Below are 18017 nucleotides of genomic sequence, written 5' to 3'. Positions count from 1 at the left end.
CTATTCTCCCTTTAGAGATTTCAATTTATCTACTAACTCCATATTAAGTTTATGCCCGCTCTTTATAGCGACCACATGCCCTTTAATGGGCATACCAGCGAGATACAGATCCCCGATAAGATCGAGCACCTTATGCCTTACAGGCTCGTCGTTAAACCGGAGCTTATTATTTATCGGCCCCTTAGGGCCCATCACCAGCGTATTTTCGTAATTGGCTCCCTTACCGAGGCCCCTTTTTAAAAGCTCCGCCGCTTCGATTTCGGAACAGAATGTCCTGGCGGACGCTATCTCGTTCTCGAAAGTTTTTTCATCTATGACAGCGCTGTAAAATTGCGCTCCGATGCCGGGGTAGGAGAGTGTGTACGAAACTTTAAAACGATCATCCGGAAATACGGCAAGGATCGAATCGCCCGAGGCGCACCAGACCGGATTTTTAACATCGAGCATCTTTTTTGGAGAGCCCTGTTCGATTACACCTGAACGCTTAATGGCCTCCAGGAACGCCTTGGCGCTGCCGTCGGCTCCCGGAAGCTCGACATTATCCGTCTCGATAATTATATTATCTATGCCGGCGCCCGATAGCGCCGCCAATAGATGTTCCGTCGTCTGGATCTGTAAGGGCCCGAAGCCTAAAGTCGTCCTGCGTTCCTGCGTCAAGGCCCCCTGCAGGCTCCCGATGGACTGCACGTTAAGGAGAGGCTTATTGGCCAGGTCCACTCTTATAAAATTTATCCCGCTATCGGCGGGCGAGCTCTTCAGCGTCAGCGACACTTTATTGCCGGTTTGCAACCCTATACCTTCGATGGCAACCGTCTTATCGATGGTCCTTTGCCTTATGAAACTCATGCTTCTCCTTAAAACACGAAGCCTGCTTTTCGGCGCAGGCTTCGTTAATTTTAATCTTATACCTGTTACTTGTTGAGTCTGGAAAGAATCTCGTTAGTTAAATCGTACTCCGTACTTCCATAAAGAAGCATGCGCGAATTCAAGATAAAGTCATATCCCGTTGCCTTGGAATAATCGGCAACCACCTTCTCTATCTCTTTAAGTATGACGCCGAGCATATCATTTCTCTCTTTTATAAGCGCGTCTCTGGTAGTCCTGTCAAAATCCTGGAGGGCCTTTATCTTATTATCTATGACCGTCTGTTTCTCGGCTTTTGCCTTCTCAGAAAGAAGCGCCTGCTCGTCCTTAAGTTTTCTGAGTTCCTCGACCATATTCGCACGATCGGCCTCTTTAGCCTTGCCCTTGGCCTCTAAATCCTTTTCGGAATCTTTAGTCTTCTTATATTCATCAAAGACCTTGGCCAGGTCCACATAGCCGATCTTATACTCTTTCGCGTATGCCCGGCTCACGCCGAAAAACATTCCGCACACGAAAACCGCCGCCACCGCCAAAACGATAATCTTCTTCATCTTACTCCTCCCTTTTCGTTTAAGTTAAAGTTAAAATCCTCTGCTCATACTGAAGTAAAACTCTCCGGTTTTCTCGTCATCGAAATTCGATACGAGCGGCCAACCGTAATCCAGCTTTATCGGCCCCACGGGCGTCTTCACTCTGACGCCTATTCCGGCGCCGTATTTATAACCGGCTCCCACTAAAAAATCGTCGGCTTTTGCCCAGACATTGCCTACATCAAAGAAGACAGCGCCTTTAACGATCTTTTCATAAACGGGGAATGTTACCTCGGCATTGGCCACAGCTATGGAATCGCCTCCTATGGGCTGGTTGGAACCCGGATCCCTGGGGCCTATTCTTCTCTCTTTATATCCGCGGATAGTGTTAGCGCCGCCGGCGAAGAACCTTTCATATATAGGCACATCATCCGTGCTGCCGTAAGCGCCGCCTACACCTCCACGGGCCTTGAGCTCCAGAACAACCTTTTCAAAGAAAGAATGATAGTACGCCGCCGTGGCTGTACCCTTAACATATTCCTTGTCCCCGAAGAATATTCCGCCCGCGTCTTCTATTGAGCCATTTGCTATAAAACCTTTCGTCGGAACATATATATTATCGCGCGTATCATATGTCAGGTCAAAGGTCAGGCTGGATATTAAATTGGAACCCACTTCCTTGCTGAGATCCTGCGAGGCATCGTCCGCCAGGTTAGATATCTTGACATCCTCCAATCTGTATGTCAGGAGTCCCCTTATCTCATCCGTAAAATCCTTGCCCAGCCTGAGGTCTCCGCCCGTTCTCACTTCATCATACGCCCAGCCTATATCATTCTTCCTGTCATGCGCGGCCCTGTATAGATCGAAACCGAACGCGTACGGCAGACCGAATATCCATGGATCGGTCCAGCTTATATTAAAATCGCTGCGCACCATACCGAGCTCCGCCTTGATGGTCAGGTTCTGGCCGCCTCCGGTAAACGTCGGGAAGTTTAATATATCGAAATTCCTCTGCGTTATCTCGACAAAGCCGACCAGCTGATCCACTGAGCTATATCCGCCGCCAAATGAGAACTCGCCGGTCTTCGTCTCTTTTACCGTAACTATGAGGTTCTGTATATCGGGTGTTTCTGTAGGCTCGGTATCGAAAGATACGTTCTCGAAGTACCCCAGATTATAGAGCCGCTCCTTCGAACGCTTTATCCTGTCTCCACTGAACTTCTCGCCCGGATATATCCTGAGCTCTCTCCTCACCACCAGCTCCCTGGTCTTCATGTTCCCGCGTATATCGATCTTTCCGACATATACGGGCTCTTTACCGTCTATATTGAAGACAACATCTATGTTGCCCGTCGATTGATTTAGATTTCTCTCGACGTCTATAACGGCGTTCATATAGCCGTAATTATAATATAGCTGCTTTATCTCTGAAGAATCCTGCCTCAGGGCCCTATTCGAGAAAGATTTACCCGACTTCATCGTTATCTTTGAGCGGATCTCTTTTTCGGGCAGCACAAGGTTACCTTTAACGATTATGTCTCCGACCATATACTGTTTGTTTTCCTTGATATTTATAACGATCTTTAGCGTCTGGCCGTCAGCGCTATATTGAAGGTCGGGAGCAACTTCGGTATCCAGATAACCTATGTCGTCATACAATGATCTTATCCTGTCCAGGTCCTCCTGGAGAACCTCATCCTTGAATACGCCCGGGTTAAACAGCCATGCCGGCTTGGTCGACAGGATCTTCTTTATATCGTTTGTCTTTATAGCCTTATTTCCGGCTATAACTATGCTCGTCACCTTGACCTTGGTCTTCTCGTCCACCACTATGGTCACGCGGGCCTTACCCGTATCCTTGTCGGCATTGATCTCGTATTTGACCTCCGTGAACGGGTAGCCTTTCTTGGAATAGAAGTCCTTTATCTCAGCGACATCCTGCGCTAGCACCGCCAGGTTCAGCATTTCGTTGGGCTTTGACTTCATCAGCGACTTCAGCTTAGAGGCGTTGAACGCGGCATTGCCTTTAAAATCTATGTCCTCGATGACCGATTTCTCCTCCACCAGGAATACCACAACCAATCCGTTTGCCTCTTCCTTGACATCTACGGAGACATCCGTAAAATAGTCCGTCGCGTAGAGCCTCTTCAGGTCCTCGTTTATGACTTCCTGGTTAAACGCATCTCCAGCCCTGGTCTTTATCTTGGAGAGTATGATCTCGCTGCTTATCGCTTTATTATTCTCTACCTTAACCGCGGCTATGGTCTTGCCTTCCGTAGATTGAGCGTGGGCAGGTCCTGAAACCATAGAAAATAAGAGAGCGAAGATGACCGACGCGCAAGCTAACCCGTTTGATTTCATACCCTCTCCATTTCCGCTTCGATAAACTCTTCGCCTCTTGACGTCATATTTTCGAATCTCATGTACTCACCCAGGAATGTAAGGTTGAAGTTTCCCGTTGGACCGTTTCTCTGCTTCGCTATAATGATCTCCGCTATGCCTTTATTCTCTTCTGTGGGATTATAATACCATTCCCTCAAAAGAAGTATTACGAGATCCGCGTCCTGCTCTATCGCGCCTGATTCCCTAAGGTCGGAAAGCTGCGGCCTGTGATCCTGACGCTGCTCTACGGCGCGCGAAAGCTGGCTTATCGCTATCAATGGGGTGTCCAGCTCTCTTGCCAGCGCCTTAAGCGACCTGGATATTTCGGATATCTCCTGCTGCCTGTTATCGGCTCTGGTATGGCCCTGCATAAGCTGGAGATAATCCAGGACTATAAGTTTTACATCGAACTGGGACTTCAGCCGCCTTGCTTTGGCGCGCAGCTCCAGGACGGATATGCCCGGCGTATCGTCTATGTAGATAGGCGCCTCGGATAATTTTCCGGCCGCGCTCACCAGCTTCGGCCAATCCGCCTGAGAGAGAAAACCTGTCCTGACCTTATGGGCGTCTACCCTGGCATGCGAACAGAGCATTCTCTGGACGAGCTGCTCCTTCGACATTTCCAGGCTGAAGAAGGCGACCGGCGCGCGCTCCACTACCGCGGCATGCTCGGCTATGCATAGCGCCAGCGCGCTCTTGCCCATGGAGGGACGCGCCGCCAGCACTATAAGATCCGACGGCTGCAACCCTGCCGTCTTTATATCGAGATCCCTGAACCCGGTCGATATGCCCGTTACGTTCTGTTTGCGCTGGTATAAACTGTCTATGGTCTCGATGGAACTCTTAATGATATCCCTTAAGGGTATGAACTTCTTCTCAACTTTGTTGGATGAGACTTCGAAGATCAGCTGCTCGGCCTTATCGACGAGAGAATCCACGTCCTTGGAGGTATCGTAACATTCGCCGACTATCTGCGTAGCCGTATTGATAAGGTTGCGCAGGATCATTTTCTCTTTTACGATCTTTGCGTAATGTATGAAATTTGCCGCAGTGGGGACACTCGATGCCAGGCTGGATACATAATCGGGACCGCCCGCGTCTTCGAGCGAATTTGTCTTCTTCAGTTCTTCTATAACTGTTATAAGATCGACGCCCCTGTTATCGTCGAAGAGTTTTATTATAGCGGCGTATATCCTGCGGTTAGCATCCTTATAGAAACAACCCGCGTTCAACATCTCTATAGCCTGCGGGATCACTTCTTTATCAAGGAGCATCGCGCCCAGCACAGCCATCTCCGCGTCTATGCTCTGAGGCGGTATCTTTTCAATAATATCTTGGTTAGGCATCTTACCTTACTTTTTTACTATCCACACCCTTAAAGCCGCTTTTACCAGCGGATGGACCTTGGCAGTTACCTGATATACGCCCAGTTTCTTTATCGGCTCTTCGATCAGGATATCTTTTTTATCTATCTCTACCCCTTCGTCCTTCAATCTGTCTGAAATCATATCTCCGGTCACGGAACCGAAAAGCTTGTCCTCTTCTCCGGCTTCCATAGATATGGTGAGGGAGAGATTTGAGAGCCTATTGGCAACTGCCCTGGCGGCCTCAACTTTCCGCTCATTCTCCAGGTCCTCTTTCTTCTTGCGCGCCTCTAACAGCTTCATATTTCCGGGCGTGGCGGCTTTTGCTTTATTATTAGGAAGAAGGAAATTTCTGGCATACCCCTCTTTCACATTAACGACATCTCCCGCATGCCCGAGTTTATCTACGTCCTGTGTCAGTATGAGCTTCATAGGCTTAATCCGCCACAAACGGCAATAACGCCAGCTCGCGGGCTTTCTTAATGGCCTTGGCAAGCTGTCTCTGGTGCCTTGCGCAGCTTCCGGATATCCTGGACGGCACTATCTTGCCTCTCTCCGTCAGGAACCTCTGGAACTTCTGATATTCGAGATAATCTATGTTCTTTACTTTGTCGCCGCAGAACCTGCAAGGCCTCTTCTTATAAACTTTCTTCTTCAGGCCATCTTTTTTGAGAGGCTTCTTTCTTTCCGGTTTATTAAACGGTTTAAACATCGTTTCTCCTAGTTTATTCAGCCTTATTGCAGGCTAAGTGCCGATATCTCTGATATCGGCCTTCTTTATCGCTTTAGTGTATACTTTATCAGAATGGCGCTTCTTCGTCCGCGCCGCTCGGGGCCTTGCCGGGCTCGGACTGCGGCATGGCGCCCTCATCATTCAGGTCTATTGTACCCATCTCTTCCGGGACCGGGGCGGTCTGTTTACCTGCGGATGCGGGCGCGCCCTGTTTAGCGCCCGCTCTTAAAAACTGTATATTATCGGCTATCACCTCGACCGTATTGCGCTTCTGGCCGTCCTGAGTCTGCCAGTCTCTTGACTGCAATCGCCCCTCTACGAATACCGGGCTGCCCTTCGAGAGGTACTCCCCGCAGACCTCCGCCCTGCGCCCCCAGACTACGATGCGTATAAACGAGGACTGTTCCTTCTTCTCTCCGGTCTGTGTGGTATAGAAACGGTTTACGCCCAGCGTGAAAGTGGCGACGGCTGATCCGCTCGGGATATACCGGAGTTCCGGGTCCCTGGTGAGGTTTCCTATTAATAATACTTTGTTAAGGCTTGCCATTTATCTCCTTGTCACCATCAGCCTCAATATTTCAGCGTTCATCTTGCACGCGCCTTCGAGCTTGGCCACGGCATCGGACGGCGCCTCGAAATCGAGCTTATAATAATACGCTTCTTTGAATTTATTGATCGGGTAGGAAAGAGGCCTCTTGCCCCATGTGTCTTCCTTCTTCACATTTCCGCCATTTTTGACCACTAAATCGCCGATAACCTTATATGCGGCCTTCAGGTCGTCTTCCTTAATATCCGGCTTTAGTATGAATATTCCCTCATAATTGTTCATTCTCTTATCTTTCCTTTCGATCCTTCGGTAATTTTCAATTTAGGTTACCATAATATATACAATAAATCAACCATTTAGGAGGTGCCCACTTTTCTCCTATTGTACTTGTTCATAGCCATATCGATACCGTCTGTGAGCATCGATGATACTGCCTCCTCGGCCAGCCTTATAACGTGGGTGACATTACGCAGGAGCCTTCTTTTAAACGGGCTCAGCACATATCTGGTGATATCGCCCTTATGCACTTCTGTGGCTATGCCGACCTTAAGACGGGCGAAATCATCCCTCTTGAGAACATGCGTTATGGACCCCAGGCCCTTATGGCCGCCCGATGAGCCTTGCTTCTTAAGCCTGATCTTTCCAAGCTCGAGGTTGATATCGTCGCATACTACCAGCATATCCTCGACATTGCTCTTGTAGCGCGTCATAATCTCGCCGACCGCGTTACCGGAAAGATTCATAAAAGTCTGCGGAAGCGCAAGCACCACATCCTCGCCTTCGATCTTGCCGCGGCCAATAAGAGAGAAATGAAGCTTCTCTTTTATCTTTATCTTATTATCCTTGGCCAGTTTTTCTACAACGGCGAAGCCTATATTATGCTTTGTCCCTTTGTACTCCGCTCCGGGATTGCCGAGGCCGATTATGAATTTCATCTTTTGCCGTTATTCTTTCTTGGCCTCTTTTGGAGCTTCCTTAGGAGCTTCCGCTGGAGCTGCGCCAGGCGCGCCTTCGGCCTCTTCCTCTTCCTTCTTCTTCCTTATGAGTTCGGGCTCCTCAGCGCCTTCTGCCGGCACCTCTTCCTTCGGCACTTCCACCTTAGGCGCCTTCACTATCATAGTGATGAGCTCGGGGTCGTTCAAAAACTTAACGCCCTCCGGAGGCACTATATCTTTCACATGGAGCGACTCTCCCAGCTTAAGATTGGAGACATCGACCTCTATCTTTTCCGGTATATCTGTAGGCAGACACTCCACCTGTATTTCCCACATGATGTGCTCGAGTATTCCGCCATCTACTTTGACTCCGATCGGATCGCCTTTGGAGGAGAGCGGCACATTGATCTTCAGGGTCTCTGTGAGCGATATCTCGTTAAAATCGACATGCAGGATCCCGTCCCTTATCGGTTCCCTCTGGATCTCTTTTATCAGAACGGTCTTGTCTTTTATAGCGCTTTTACCGCCCGATACCTTGAGCGTTATCAGCACGTTCTCGCCCGCTTTTGTATGCAGAGCTTCAGCTAGTTCGCCTATCGGGACCTGAATACTGGTGGCGCCTTCGCCGGATCTGTAAACATTCGCCGGGACCAATCCTTTGGCGCGCAGATCCTTCGCAACTCTTTTACCTGTCTCTGTTCGAACATGGGCTTTTATTATCACTTTTTCCATATTACCGCATTCTCCTTATCTAATCGAACAACACACTGATGGATTTTTCATTATGGATCCTCATTATAGCTTCTCCCAGCAGGGAAGCAACCGATAGGACCTTTATCCGCGGGATCATCTTCTCCTTCGGAATCGGTATGGTATCTGTTACCACAAGCTCTTTGATCTGTGAATCTTTCAATCTCTCTACCGCAGGACCGGCGAGCACCGGATGCGTAATACTGGCGTAGACTTCAAGAGCGCCCGCCTTCTTCAGGGCGGCCACCGCTTCGACGAGGGATCCAGCTGTAGCGACCATGTCATCTATTATGACAACATTCTTGCCCGCAACGTCTCCCATGATATGCATTGCCTCCGCCTGTTTATCGTTGATGCGCCTTTTATCGACTATCGCGAGATCGCAATGCATCTTCTTGGCATATGCCCTGGCGGTCTTAATTCCGCCGACATCCGGCGAGACTATTACCATATTTTTATCCAGCTCAAGTTCCTTTATGTAATCGGCAAATATGGTGAACGCGTACAGATGATCCAGCGGGATATCGAAAAATCCCTGGATCTGTCCGGCGTGCAAGTCCACCGTGAGTATCCTGTCCGCTCCGGCGACGGTTAAGACATTCGCGACGAGCTTCGCGGTTATCGGCACCCTGGGCTGATCTTTTCTATCCTGCCGCGCGTATCCGAAGTAAGGCAGGACCGCCGTTATCCGCTGGGCGGAGGCCCTCTTCAGCGCGTCGATCATTATCAATAGCTCCATCAGATTATCGTTCGAAGGGCATGATGTGGATTGGATCACGAATACATCATGGCCTCGCACATTCTCATTGATCTTGACGCGTATTTCACCGTCGGAAAATTTATCCACCGACGCGTCTCCCAGCTCGATCTTCAGAAATTTGCAGATCTTGAGCGCAAGGTCCTTATTGGCGTTACCGCTGAATATTAATAAGCCGTTTTTCATCTGACTCCCTCCTTGCTTTCCCCGATCTCTTTTCTAAAATTTTCGCCGGGACACCTACCACCGTCTTGCCGTCAGGCACATTGCGCCCTCTTAAGACAACGCAGCCCGCTCCGACCGTCGCGTTCTTTCCTATCGTTATAGGAGCTATCAATACCGAACTGACACCTATAAACGCATTGTCTTTTACGACCGTCTTGTTTTTATTCTTTCCGTCGTAATTTGCTGTAATGGTCCCGGCGCCTATGTTCACCTTCCTGCCAAGCGAGGTGTCTCCGAGGTACGTGTGATGTTTCACCCTGCAACCGTCGCCTATCTTCGTCCTGACAAGCTCAACGAAATTTCCCACCATGACATCCTGGCCTACTCTGACATTAGCCGTCAACCTGGCGAATGGGCCTATGTGGCAGCGCTTCCCGATCTTTACATTGGGCCCGATAAATGTATTGGGATGTATTATAGTATCCTGGCCTATCTTCGCGTCCGGATATATCGTAGTAGTAAGGGGGTCTTCGACAGTTACGCCGCTTAACATCATTTCATCGATGATCTTGTTCTTCAGGAACCGGGTCGCCTCCGCAAGATCTTTCCGTGAATTTATGCCGATCATCTCATCGGCATCTGTAAGTGTAACGGACTCTACCACCTTGCCTGCCTTGTTCAATATTTCAATGGTGTCCGTAAGAAATAATTCCTTTTTTCGCTGGTCCGGCTTTATATGTTTAAGCGCGCCGAATAAGTCTTTTGCCTTGAAACAGTAAGTCCCCACATTCACTTCGTCTATGGTTTTCTCGAAATCGCTGGCGCCTATCTCTTCGGCTATCTTCACTATGTCTCCGGACGAGCCCCTGACTATCCTGCCATACTCTGCCGGATCCTTAAGTCTTATCGTAGTCAGAGTGGCGCTTGAGCCGGAGGCCCTATGCTTTGAGATGAGCTTCTTTATCGTTTCACTCGTCACCAGCGGCGTATCGCCGCAAATAACGATAACATTACCACTGTAGCTGCCCAGAAGTTTTTTTGCTGTCTGGACAGCGTCGCCGGAACCGAGAAGCTTCTTCTGGATAACGATCTTAGTATCTATCGTTTTACGTAAGTCGTCGCTGCCGTACCCGGCCACTGTAATAATACGGGTGATGCCCGCATTCTTGAGTGAATCCAGCACGTACGAGATTATCGGCTTACCGAATATATTATGCAGGACTTTCGGAGTTTCCGACTTCATCCTGGTCCCGCGGCCTGCCGCGAGCACTATCGCAACTGTATCTTTCAATTTACTGTCCTTGTTTGTTCTATCTGGTTCCTCAGCTCGGCGCGGCCTCGCTTCGAATCCTAGCACAGTTACTACGGTCTAACTACTGGCTGCCCAGCTAGGATTCGAACCTAGACAATCAGATCCAAAATCTGATGTGCTACCATTACACCACCGGGCAATAATGTATGGCCCTTTACAGTTCTATATCCTCGTCTTCCACCGTTACGGACGGCTTTGCCGGGGCGGAAGATTGCGGAGCAGATGATGCCGGCGAAGCTTGAGCATGCGCCGAATGTGATTGCGCGGCAGAAGGCGACTTCTTCTCTTTGTCGAACGCCTCCAAAACCTTCTTCTGTATATAATCTCTGCACTCCGCTGTTATCGGGTGCGCTATATCCTTATGCTCGGACTCTCTCGGCATACCCTCGGCTCCGGGGGCCGGCATCTTATGCTCGGTCATCGGAAGGGCGGCGCCGCAATTATTGCAGTGCTTTGACCTTACCACATTCCTGAAATTACATTTCGGGCAAGGTTCTTTCAGTTTTCTGGACGGCATCGCGACAAACAATCCCTTGGTGCCTTCTATGACTTTGACGTTCCTTACCACAAACATGTTGTCGAATGTCAGCGTCGCGTAAGCCTTTAATTTCTTATCCTGCCCCTCTTTCATAAAAATTTTAACTTCAGTGATCTCCATTGCGTACTCCTCAAGTTTGTGATCAGATCTGCCTCTGCTTTACATCCTGGTCCAAGCGATGAATACCTGCCAGCGCTTTCTTGAACGCTCCGGCACGCTATTTAACAGCCTATTCTTAACCTCTATCGCCTCCTTTCCGGTCCTGCATAGACAAAATACGCTTGGCCCGCTTCCCGAAACCATAGCTTTCCTGCCCAGTAGTGAAGAGGCCAAGCATCTTATAACCTTGCCGACAACCGGTCTTTTCGCCGTTACGATCGTCTCTAAGTCGTTGCGTAGCAACCCTTCGAAGCCATCCCAATCCTTAGGGAGTGTAATTCTATCATCGCGGTGGCTGTTTGTCAAGCGCCTCGAGAGATCGAGCGCCTGATAGATATCTTTAGTGGCCACCTTAAAACCGGGATATATGATTATATGATATAATTTCGTATTTAAATTGGACTTTTCAAGCCTATCGCCTATGCCTCTGCCTATAGCAAAAGGCGCGTCAAACATAAAAAATGGCACATCTGCGCCGAGTTTTGCTCCTAATCGTATCAATTTATCCTTACTTATATTAAGCTTGAAGAGCTTATTAATGCCTGTTAACACCGCGGCTGCGTCAGAGCTGCCCCCTCCAAGGCCGGCGGCTATCGGAATTCTCTTCTTTATATGGATCTTAACGCCCATATCTGCCTTAGCGGTCTTCAAGATAAGCTCGGCCGCTTTATAAGCTATATTATCCTGAGGCCTATCGGTAACATGCCGATCGCATGTGACAATTATCCCTTTATCTATTCTGGATATCTTTATTCGGTCGGCAAGCGATATGCGTTCGAAGAGAGTAAAGAGGTTATGGTAGGAATCCTTGCGTTTATTTAAAACTTTAAGGACCAGATTTACCTTAGCCGGCGCTGTCAGTTCGATGGAGTTCATACTACTTCTTCATACTTAGGGCTTCCTTAGCGGCGAGGACTATGTTATTTGGTGTCAGTCCGAAATGTTTGAAGAGCTCGCCGGGATCGCCCGAGACGCCGAACCTGTCCTGTACGCCCACCATCTTCATCGGCACCGGACAGGCCTGGATGACGACCTCGGCTATAGCCGAGCCCAATCCGCCGAGCACCGTATGCTCCTCCACTGTGACTATCGCGCCCGTCTCATATGCCGCGCTTATAATGGCGTCTTTGTCTATCGGTTTCGGCGTATGAAGGTTCACAAGGCGCGCGCTTATCCCTTCTTTCTCCAGCTCATTGCATGCAAGCATCGCCTCATAGACCATCTGGCCGCAGGCGAATATCGTTATATCCTTGCCCGCCTTAAGTATATTGGCCTTGCCGATCTTAAACGAATTCCCTTCTTTTGTTATCACCGGTATTGGCGCCCTGCCAAACCTCAAATAAACCGGTCCTTTTATCTTAGCCGCCTCGACCGTCGCTTTCTGGGCCTCGAGCGCGTCGCACGGCACGACTACCGTCATATTCGGAAGTATCCTCATTAACGCTATCTCTTCTAATGCCTGGTGCGTCGCGCCATCCGGGCCGACCGATATTCCCGCATGAGTTCCTACGATCTTCACGCCCAGATTCATATAGGCTATAGACACTCTTATCTGGTCCCATGCCCTGCCTGAGGCGAACACGCCGAACGTGCAGGCAAAAGGTATCTTGCCCATCAGGGCAAGCCCCGCGGCGGTACCGAACATATCCTGCTCGGCGACGCCCATGCCGAAGAAGCGTTCGGGGTAATCTTTCTGGAACCATGCCGCCCTGGTAGATTCCGTGAGATCGGCCGAGAGCACTACGACGTCCTTGTTCTCTTTGCCTAATTGCAATAGCCCCCGCCCGAACCCGTCCCTCGTAGGGACCATCTTCATCTTTTCTTCAGCCATTTTTAATTCACCATCTCCTCGAATTTAAGCTTTCTGGTCCTGTATTTTTCCAGAGCATCCCTGGATATCTTTAAATCTCTTCCGTCGGCCTGATTCACGATCTCAATGTGGTCGAAAGCATTGAATGTGTAACCATGCGTCACCTCTAGCATAACTTTTAAAATCGCTTTGATAAAATCGTCATAAATATGCGCGGCTTCAGTCTCTTTGAGGTCACGCGGAGCGGCCAAAAATTCTATTTTGAAATAAGGCTTATCCGGAAGCGCGTGATAAGTCCCTTTTATCGCCTTAAGCGTAAAGCCGGCTGCCAGGGTCTTATCATCCCTGAATTCCATCTTAACGCGGCCGACGATCTCTTCCGCCAGAAATTCCGGCAATGTTATGTCTTTTATGTAGAACCGGCCGTTCCAGTAACCTATGTCGCCCAAACCCGCCGGCTCGGAACGGAAGAAGTCGTTCATCACCTGATCCTGCCACTTCGGATCGAGGCCCATCTTCTGGAAGACCTCTTTTATCGAGCGCTCTTTCTGGGACTGAGGATTGAGCCTCATATCTATGATCATCCTCTTCCCGAATTCGCCTCTTGAGATATCCCCGAGAAAGACCCTCTTGACGTCGTCCACATACTTGATTATTATGACCTGGATCTCGGGGACACGCACGTCATGCGCTATTATGCAGTAAAAATCATAATTAGCGTCGGTGGAAAGCACTACGCGCGTGACGCTCATTATAACGTCATTCAGTTTTTCGGTGGCCGAGGGCGTAAGCGAGAACGTGAAATCCATAAGGTCGTCGAGCGGCATGTATATGGCCACCGTCTTGCCGGAGGTCCTCACCTTGACATCGATATTATATTCGTTTTTGCAGAGCCTTATTATCGACTCTTTAAGCTTCTCCTTGGGATAGGTCGGAGCGCATCCTGCCATAGAGACTATCAGGACCGCGATCGCGAAAAAATATCCCGCCCACCGGAATTTCATACACCCTTAAACATACCGAATTTGCCGTACTCCTTAAAGATCGCGTCTATCTCGTCGTAATCGAGCTCTTCTTTGTCCAGAAGCTCTTTAGCGAACCTGTCAAGGATCACCCGCTCCTTGGTAAGCAGGTCTTCGACGTCTTTCAGGCATTGCTGGAATAGCTTACTGGTCTCCGCGTTCAGTTCTTCTTTAACCTTTTCAGATATCTGGGACTCAGGGATTACCGTGTAGTCGCCGAGAAAACTCTTATCGGCCATCCCATATCTCCAGACCATATTATGCGCGATCGCCATAGCCTGCTTAAAATCCATCGCAACGCCGCTCGAAGTGGTGCCGAATTTCATCTTCTCGGCAACGTATCCTGCCAGATCAGCCTTTATGTCGGCCAATAACCTGTTCTTATCATGAGTGAATACTTCCTCCCTCGGCTGGTGATGAACCACACCGAGTGTGCCGCGCCTGGGTATGATCGACGCTTTAAAGACGTCGTCCGTCGGATGCAGTATATAAAGGACGACGAGATGCCCGGCCTCATGATAGGCGGTCTTCTCTCTTTCCTTCGGCGTTATATTCAATTTATGCTTCAGCCCCAGGTCCACCCTCTCCATGGCCTCGGATATATCATTGAGCGTTATGCTGTCGCGTTTTTCTCTTGTGGCGATAAGAGCGGCCTCCCTGATTATATTCTCTATATCCGCGGGCGACTTATATACAGCTTTTCTGGCAAGGCGCGCCACATCTATCGCCGGATCGTGCAGGATCTTGCCCAGATAATACGTAAACAGTTTTTCTCTGTCGTCCAGCGTCGGGAGATCTATATAAAGCTTTCTGTCGAATCTTCCGGGCCGCAGGAGCGCCCTGTCGAGGTTATCCTCGGGGGAGTTCGTCGCGCCTATAACTATGATATTCTGCTCGGGGGCCATTTCGCCCGACTTCAACTCTCTCTCCTGAAGGCCGTCCATCTCCGCCAGAAGCTGGTTCTGCGTGGAGTTCGTCTCTTCTGTACCGCCGAAAGCCGAAAAGACCCTCTTTCTCGCTATAGCGTCAAGCTCGTCTATGAATATAATACAGCCGCCATTACCGTAAGCCAGCTCACGCGCTTTCTTAAATAGCTCCCTCACTCTTGACGCGCCGACTCCGACGAAGACCTCGACGAATTCGCTTCCGGACATCGCCAGGAACGGCAGTCCCGTCTCCGTCGCGACGGCCTTTGCCAGATAGGTCTTGCCGCAGCCCGGGGGCCCCAGCATGAGAATGCCCCGCAGGATCTTGCCGCCTATCTTTTTAACGCGCGTCCGGTCTTTGATCAGCTCTACAACCTCTCTTGCTTCAGCCTTAACGTTATCCATCCCTATAACGTCGGACCATTTAACATTGACCAACTCGCCTCTGATGCTGGACTTCTTGCCGCTCTTGGAGAAACCTCTTCCCAGGACCGTTGAATAAAAGTAGACGAATATAGCGGCGTTCACCCCGACCAGCAATATCTGCATCGGGAGCTGAGCCAGGGTGAGCTTCATGTAGAATGACTCGAGAGACATCATTCCCCATACGGCGAGCCTGACTAAAGCATATACAGCTATTATTATCGCGTATTTGGCCCAGTTGAACTTAAATAGCATCCTGAATTTGCGGGAAAAGATAAGCCCTCCCCCGAGCGTCAATAAAATGGCCAGATACAACAAAAGCTCTATCGTAACGAAATATTTCATCATAACCTCCGGAAGTAGTGTACGCTTATTTTAACTGTTTTAAAGCCTTATCCAATTCCAGGACCGCCCTCTCGTACTCTTCTTTGTTAGGAGCGATCCCGTGCCATTCCGCCTTATTCTCGATGAAAGAGACGCCCTTGCCCTTTACAGTGTGCGCTATTATCATCGTGGGCTTTCCCTTCGTTTTTTCCGCTTCATCAAAGGCATCCATCAAGCTCTTAATATCATGGCCGTTTGTTTCTATAGCGTTCCAGCCGAAGTCCTGCCATTTGTGTTTATACGCGCCAGGGTCTTTTATATCGCAGCAGAAACCGTCTATCTGCAGTTTATTATAATCTATTATACCGCATATATTATCAAGTTTGTAGTGAGCGGCTGTCATCGCGGCTTCCCAGATCTGGCCCTCGTTAGTTTCGCCGTCGCCCATTAAACAATATACCCTTATATCAAGTCCATCCATACGCGAAGCGAGCGCGATACCGTCGGCTATCGATAAACCTTGGCCGAGAGAACCGCTCGATATCTCCACACCGGCCAGGCCCATCTGCGGGTGCCCCTGCAGGGGGCTGCCGAATTTTCGTAAGGTCCATAACAGGTCCTTGGAAAAATATCCCTTATGAGCCAGCACAGTGTAAAGGGCAGGACAAGCATGGCCTTTTGAGAGCAAAAACCTGTCGCGCTCTTTCCATTTAGGATCGGACGGATTGTTCTTCAATTTGTAATAATATAAGGCAACCAATATATCTACAATGGAAAGGCTTCCCCCGGTATGCCCTGAACCGGCCATCATAAGCATCTTCAGGATATCTTTCCTTATCTCTATCGCCTTCTTCTCGAGCTCTGTAATGTCTGGTCGTTTCATTTTTCTATTTTATCTTCCTTTTAATCCCCTTGCGGGGAGGCTTCGCACTTTCTCTCTGACCTTATCCTGTTTCGGATCAAATTTCAATGACTTACTCCACTCTTCCCGCGCTCTATCGCGCAGTCCTTTCTTAAAATATATGTCACCGAGATGGTCCCTTATCACCGGATCATCGGGATCTGTTTTGAGCGCCTTCTCGATCTGAAGGAGGGCCTCATCCGTCATGCCCTTTTTAAAGAGAACCCATCCGAGAGAATCCAGGAACGCGCCGTTCTCCGGATCCAGCGCAACCGCTTTTCTGGTCAGCTCCAAGGCCTCGTCAAGCTCGACGCCTTCCTCGGCAAACATATAGCCGAGATAATTATAAGCGTCGGCAAATTCCGGATCGAGCCTGATGGCGTCCCTTAAATGCTTTACCGCCATCTCTTTCTCGTTTATACTCTCGTAAAAAGATCCCAGATAAAAATGCGCTCCGGCATTATCCGGCGAGGCCTCAAGCGCGGTATTATAATATTTGAGCGCGCGGGCTTTATCACCCGCGAGCGCGTAGGAATATCCGAGCGCGAGATAAACATCGGCTTCTTTCAGGCCCAGCTTTACAGCGGCTTCCAGGACCGCCGTAGCCTCATCCAACTTCTTCTCGATAATATAAATATTGGCCCGTTCGATATAAGCGTAAGCGTCTTTAGGGTCCAGTTTCGAGATAGTCTCGTATTGCCGGAGAGCCTCATCGTACCGTTTCACTCTAAGGAATAGACCCCCGAGATGACGGTAGATGACTATATTCGACGGATCTATCTCCAGCGCTTTTTCAAAATTGAGGATCGCGCCGTCAAGATCTTTCTTCAGTTCGTACATGGCGCCCAGGCCTATATACGCCTCCAGATATTCCGGATTCAGCTGTACCGCCTGGTTTAAAGCCTCTATCCCCTTGTCGGTCTTACCCATCCTCGAGTATATCACGCCGAGGTTAAAATATAACAGGTCCGACTCCTTATCCTTATCGATAAGCTTTTCATAGACGCTTGCCGCGTCCGCCATCCTTTCCTGAAGCACATAGATATCTGCCAAAGAGCTGAGAGCCCACATCGAATCAGGGGCGAGGCGCATGACCTCCTGATATTCCTTCCGGGCATCTTCGTACTTATTTAACGATGTGTAGATAAGCGCCGCTATAAAAAACGGTTTCGCATCCGCCGGGTCCAGCGACTTGGCGGCCTTCAATTCCTCTAGAGCTTTCTTAGTATCCTTTAGCAGGAAATAATCGGCCGCAAGGCGCGTGTGAACGTAACTTATATCCGGCTCGAGAAGAACGGCCGCTTCAAATTCTTTAATGGCTTCCGCGCTCTTGAGCTCATTATCATAAATAATGCCCATCGTATAATGGGCAAGCGATTTCGCGAAACCCGTCGAGGAACGCCCCTCGGAAGCCCGCGGGCCTATCGAGAAAGAGCGGCTTCGTGAATATATATCCGCTACCGCATCCAGATTCTTTATCGCGAATGCCGATAGAGCAACCGCCGCGGCTAAAGTAAACAGGGCTTTACGTGAAAACAATTTTTACACTCTTATTCGGTAATTAACCCAATCAGA

General features: G+C 49.4%; 19 protein-coding genes and 1 tRNA gene. All 20 read right to left on the bottom strand.

What is annotated here, in order from left to right:
* The 20 genes from lpxC to NTY76_06760 all read right to left on the bottom strand — a co-directional run bounded on the left by lpxC (window position 1) and on the right by NTY76_06760 (window position 17981).
* On the bottom strand, window positions 1–846 hold the full coding sequence (lpxC, locus tag NTY76_06855; protein ID MCX5678809.1) for a UDP-3-O-acyl-N-acetylglucosamine deacetylase: 846 nt from the start codon (window positions 844–846) through the stop codon (window positions 1–3).
* A gap of 65 nt (window positions 847–911) precedes the next feature.
* Complete coding sequence (locus NTY76_06850; protein MCX5678808.1) at window positions 912–1415, bottom strand: OmpH family outer membrane protein; 504 nt, start codon at window positions 1413–1415, stop codon at window positions 912–914.
* A gap of 30 nt (window positions 1416–1445) precedes the next feature.
* A complete protein-coding gene (gene bamA, locus NTY76_06845) occupies window positions 1446–3755 on the bottom strand; it encodes an outer membrane protein assembly factor BamA (protein MCX5678807.1) in 2310 nt (769 codons plus the stop codon).
* Window positions 3752–5122, bottom strand: coding sequence for a replicative DNA helicase (gene dnaB / locus NTY76_06840; protein ID MCX5678806.1), 1371 nt, complete (start codon window positions 5120–5122; stop codon window positions 3752–3754). Before dnaB ends, bamA begins: the two co-directional genes overlap by 4 nt.
* 6 nt (window positions 5123–5128) lie before the next feature.
* Window positions 5129–5572 (bottom strand): 50S ribosomal protein L9, encoded by a 444-nt coding sequence (rplI, locus tag NTY76_06835; protein MCX5678805.1) that lies wholly within the window; start codon window positions 5570–5572, stop codon window positions 5129–5131.
* A 4-nt stretch (window positions 5573–5576) separates the two neighbouring features.
* Window positions 5577–5852 (bottom strand): 30S ribosomal protein S18, encoded by a 276-nt coding sequence (gene rpsR, locus NTY76_06830; protein MCX5678804.1) that lies wholly within the window; start codon window positions 5850–5852, stop codon window positions 5577–5579.
* A gap of 88 nt (window positions 5853–5940) precedes the next feature.
* Window positions 5941–6420, bottom strand: a complete 480-nt coding sequence (locus NTY76_06825; protein MCX5678803.1) for a single-stranded DNA-binding protein — start codon at window positions 6418–6420, stop codon at window positions 5941–5943.
* Window positions 6421–6702, bottom strand: a complete 282-nt coding sequence (rpsF, locus tag NTY76_06820) for a 30S ribosomal protein S6 (GenBank protein MCX5678802.1) — start codon at window positions 6700–6702, stop codon at window positions 6421–6423.
* Between the two features lie 74 nt (window positions 6703–6776).
* Window positions 6777–7355: an aminoacyl-tRNA hydrolase gene (gene pth, locus NTY76_06815; GenBank protein ID MCX5678801.1), complete on the bottom strand. Its 579-nt coding sequence runs from the start codon at window positions 7353–7355 to the stop codon at window positions 6777–6779.
* A 9-nt stretch (window positions 7356–7364) separates the two neighbouring features.
* Window positions 7365–8087, bottom strand: coding sequence for a 50S ribosomal protein L25 (locus tag NTY76_06810; GenBank protein ID MCX5678800.1), 723 nt, complete (start codon window positions 8085–8087; stop codon window positions 7365–7367).
* Between the two features lie 19 nt (window positions 8088–8106).
* Window positions 8107–9048, bottom strand: coding sequence for a ribose-phosphate pyrophosphokinase (locus NTY76_06805; GenBank protein ID MCX5678799.1), 942 nt, complete (start codon window positions 9046–9048; stop codon window positions 8107–8109).
* The gene (locus NTY76_06800) at window positions 9017–10318 is read right to left on the bottom strand and encodes an NTP transferase domain-containing protein (GenBank protein MCX5678798.1); all 1302 of its coding nucleotides are present in this window, start codon (window positions 10316–10318) and stop codon (window positions 9017–9019) included. The genes NTY76_06805 and NTY76_06800 overlap by 32 nt, the downstream gene beginning before the upstream one ends.
* Before the next feature lie 86 nt (window positions 10319–10404).
* Window positions 10405–10478 (bottom strand) — tRNA-Gln (locus tag NTY76_06795).
* Window positions 10479–10493: 15 nt separating this feature from the next.
* The gene (locus NTY76_06790) at window positions 10494–10997 is read right to left on the bottom strand and encodes a septation protein SpoVG family protein (GenBank protein ID MCX5678797.1); all 504 of its coding nucleotides are present in this window, start codon (window positions 10995–10997) and stop codon (window positions 10494–10496) included.
* 39 nt (window positions 10998–11036) lie between these two features.
* Window positions 11037–11912 carry a 4-(cytidine 5'-diphospho)-2-C-methyl-D-erythritol kinase gene (gene ispE / locus NTY76_06785; GenBank protein MCX5678796.1) on the bottom strand — a complete coding sequence of 292 codons (876 nt, stop codon included), beginning with the start codon at window positions 11910–11912 and terminating at the stop codon, window positions 11037–11039.
* 1 nt (window position 11913) lies between these two features.
* Window positions 11914–12867: a transketolase family protein gene (locus NTY76_06780; protein MCX5678795.1), complete on the bottom strand. Its 954-nt coding sequence runs from the start codon at window positions 12865–12867 to the stop codon at window positions 11914–11916.
* 2 nt (window positions 12868–12869) lie between these two features.
* A complete protein-coding gene (locus tag NTY76_06775) occupies window positions 12870–13850 on the bottom strand; it encodes a hypothetical protein (GenBank protein ID MCX5678794.1) in 981 nt (326 codons plus the stop codon).
* Window positions 13847–15565: an AAA family ATPase gene (locus tag NTY76_06770; protein MCX5678793.1), complete on the bottom strand. Its 1719-nt coding sequence runs from the start codon at window positions 15563–15565 to the stop codon at window positions 13847–13849. The genes NTY76_06775 and NTY76_06770 overlap by 4 nt, the downstream gene beginning before the upstream one ends.
* Window positions 15566–15587: 22 nt before the next feature.
* Window positions 15588–16424 (bottom strand): transketolase, encoded by an 837-nt coding sequence (locus NTY76_06765; GenBank protein ID MCX5678792.1) that lies wholly within the window; start codon window positions 16422–16424, stop codon window positions 15588–15590.
* 9 nt (window positions 16425–16433) lie between these two features.
* Window positions 16434–17981 (bottom strand): tetratricopeptide repeat protein, encoded by a 1548-nt coding sequence (locus NTY76_06760; GenBank protein MCX5678791.1) that lies wholly within the window; start codon window positions 17979–17981, stop codon window positions 16434–16436.
* Window positions 17982–18017: the final 36 nt, after the last annotated feature.

It is taken from the genome of Candidatus Omnitrophota bacterium (assembly GCA_026387175.1).
Taxonomy (GTDB): Bacteria; Omnitrophota; Gorgyraeia; order 2-01-FULL-45-10; family 2-01-FULL-45-10; genus CAIMPC01.
The sequence above is the reverse complement of the archived record's forward strand: the minus strand, read 5'-3'. Positions and strand labels throughout refer to the sequence as shown.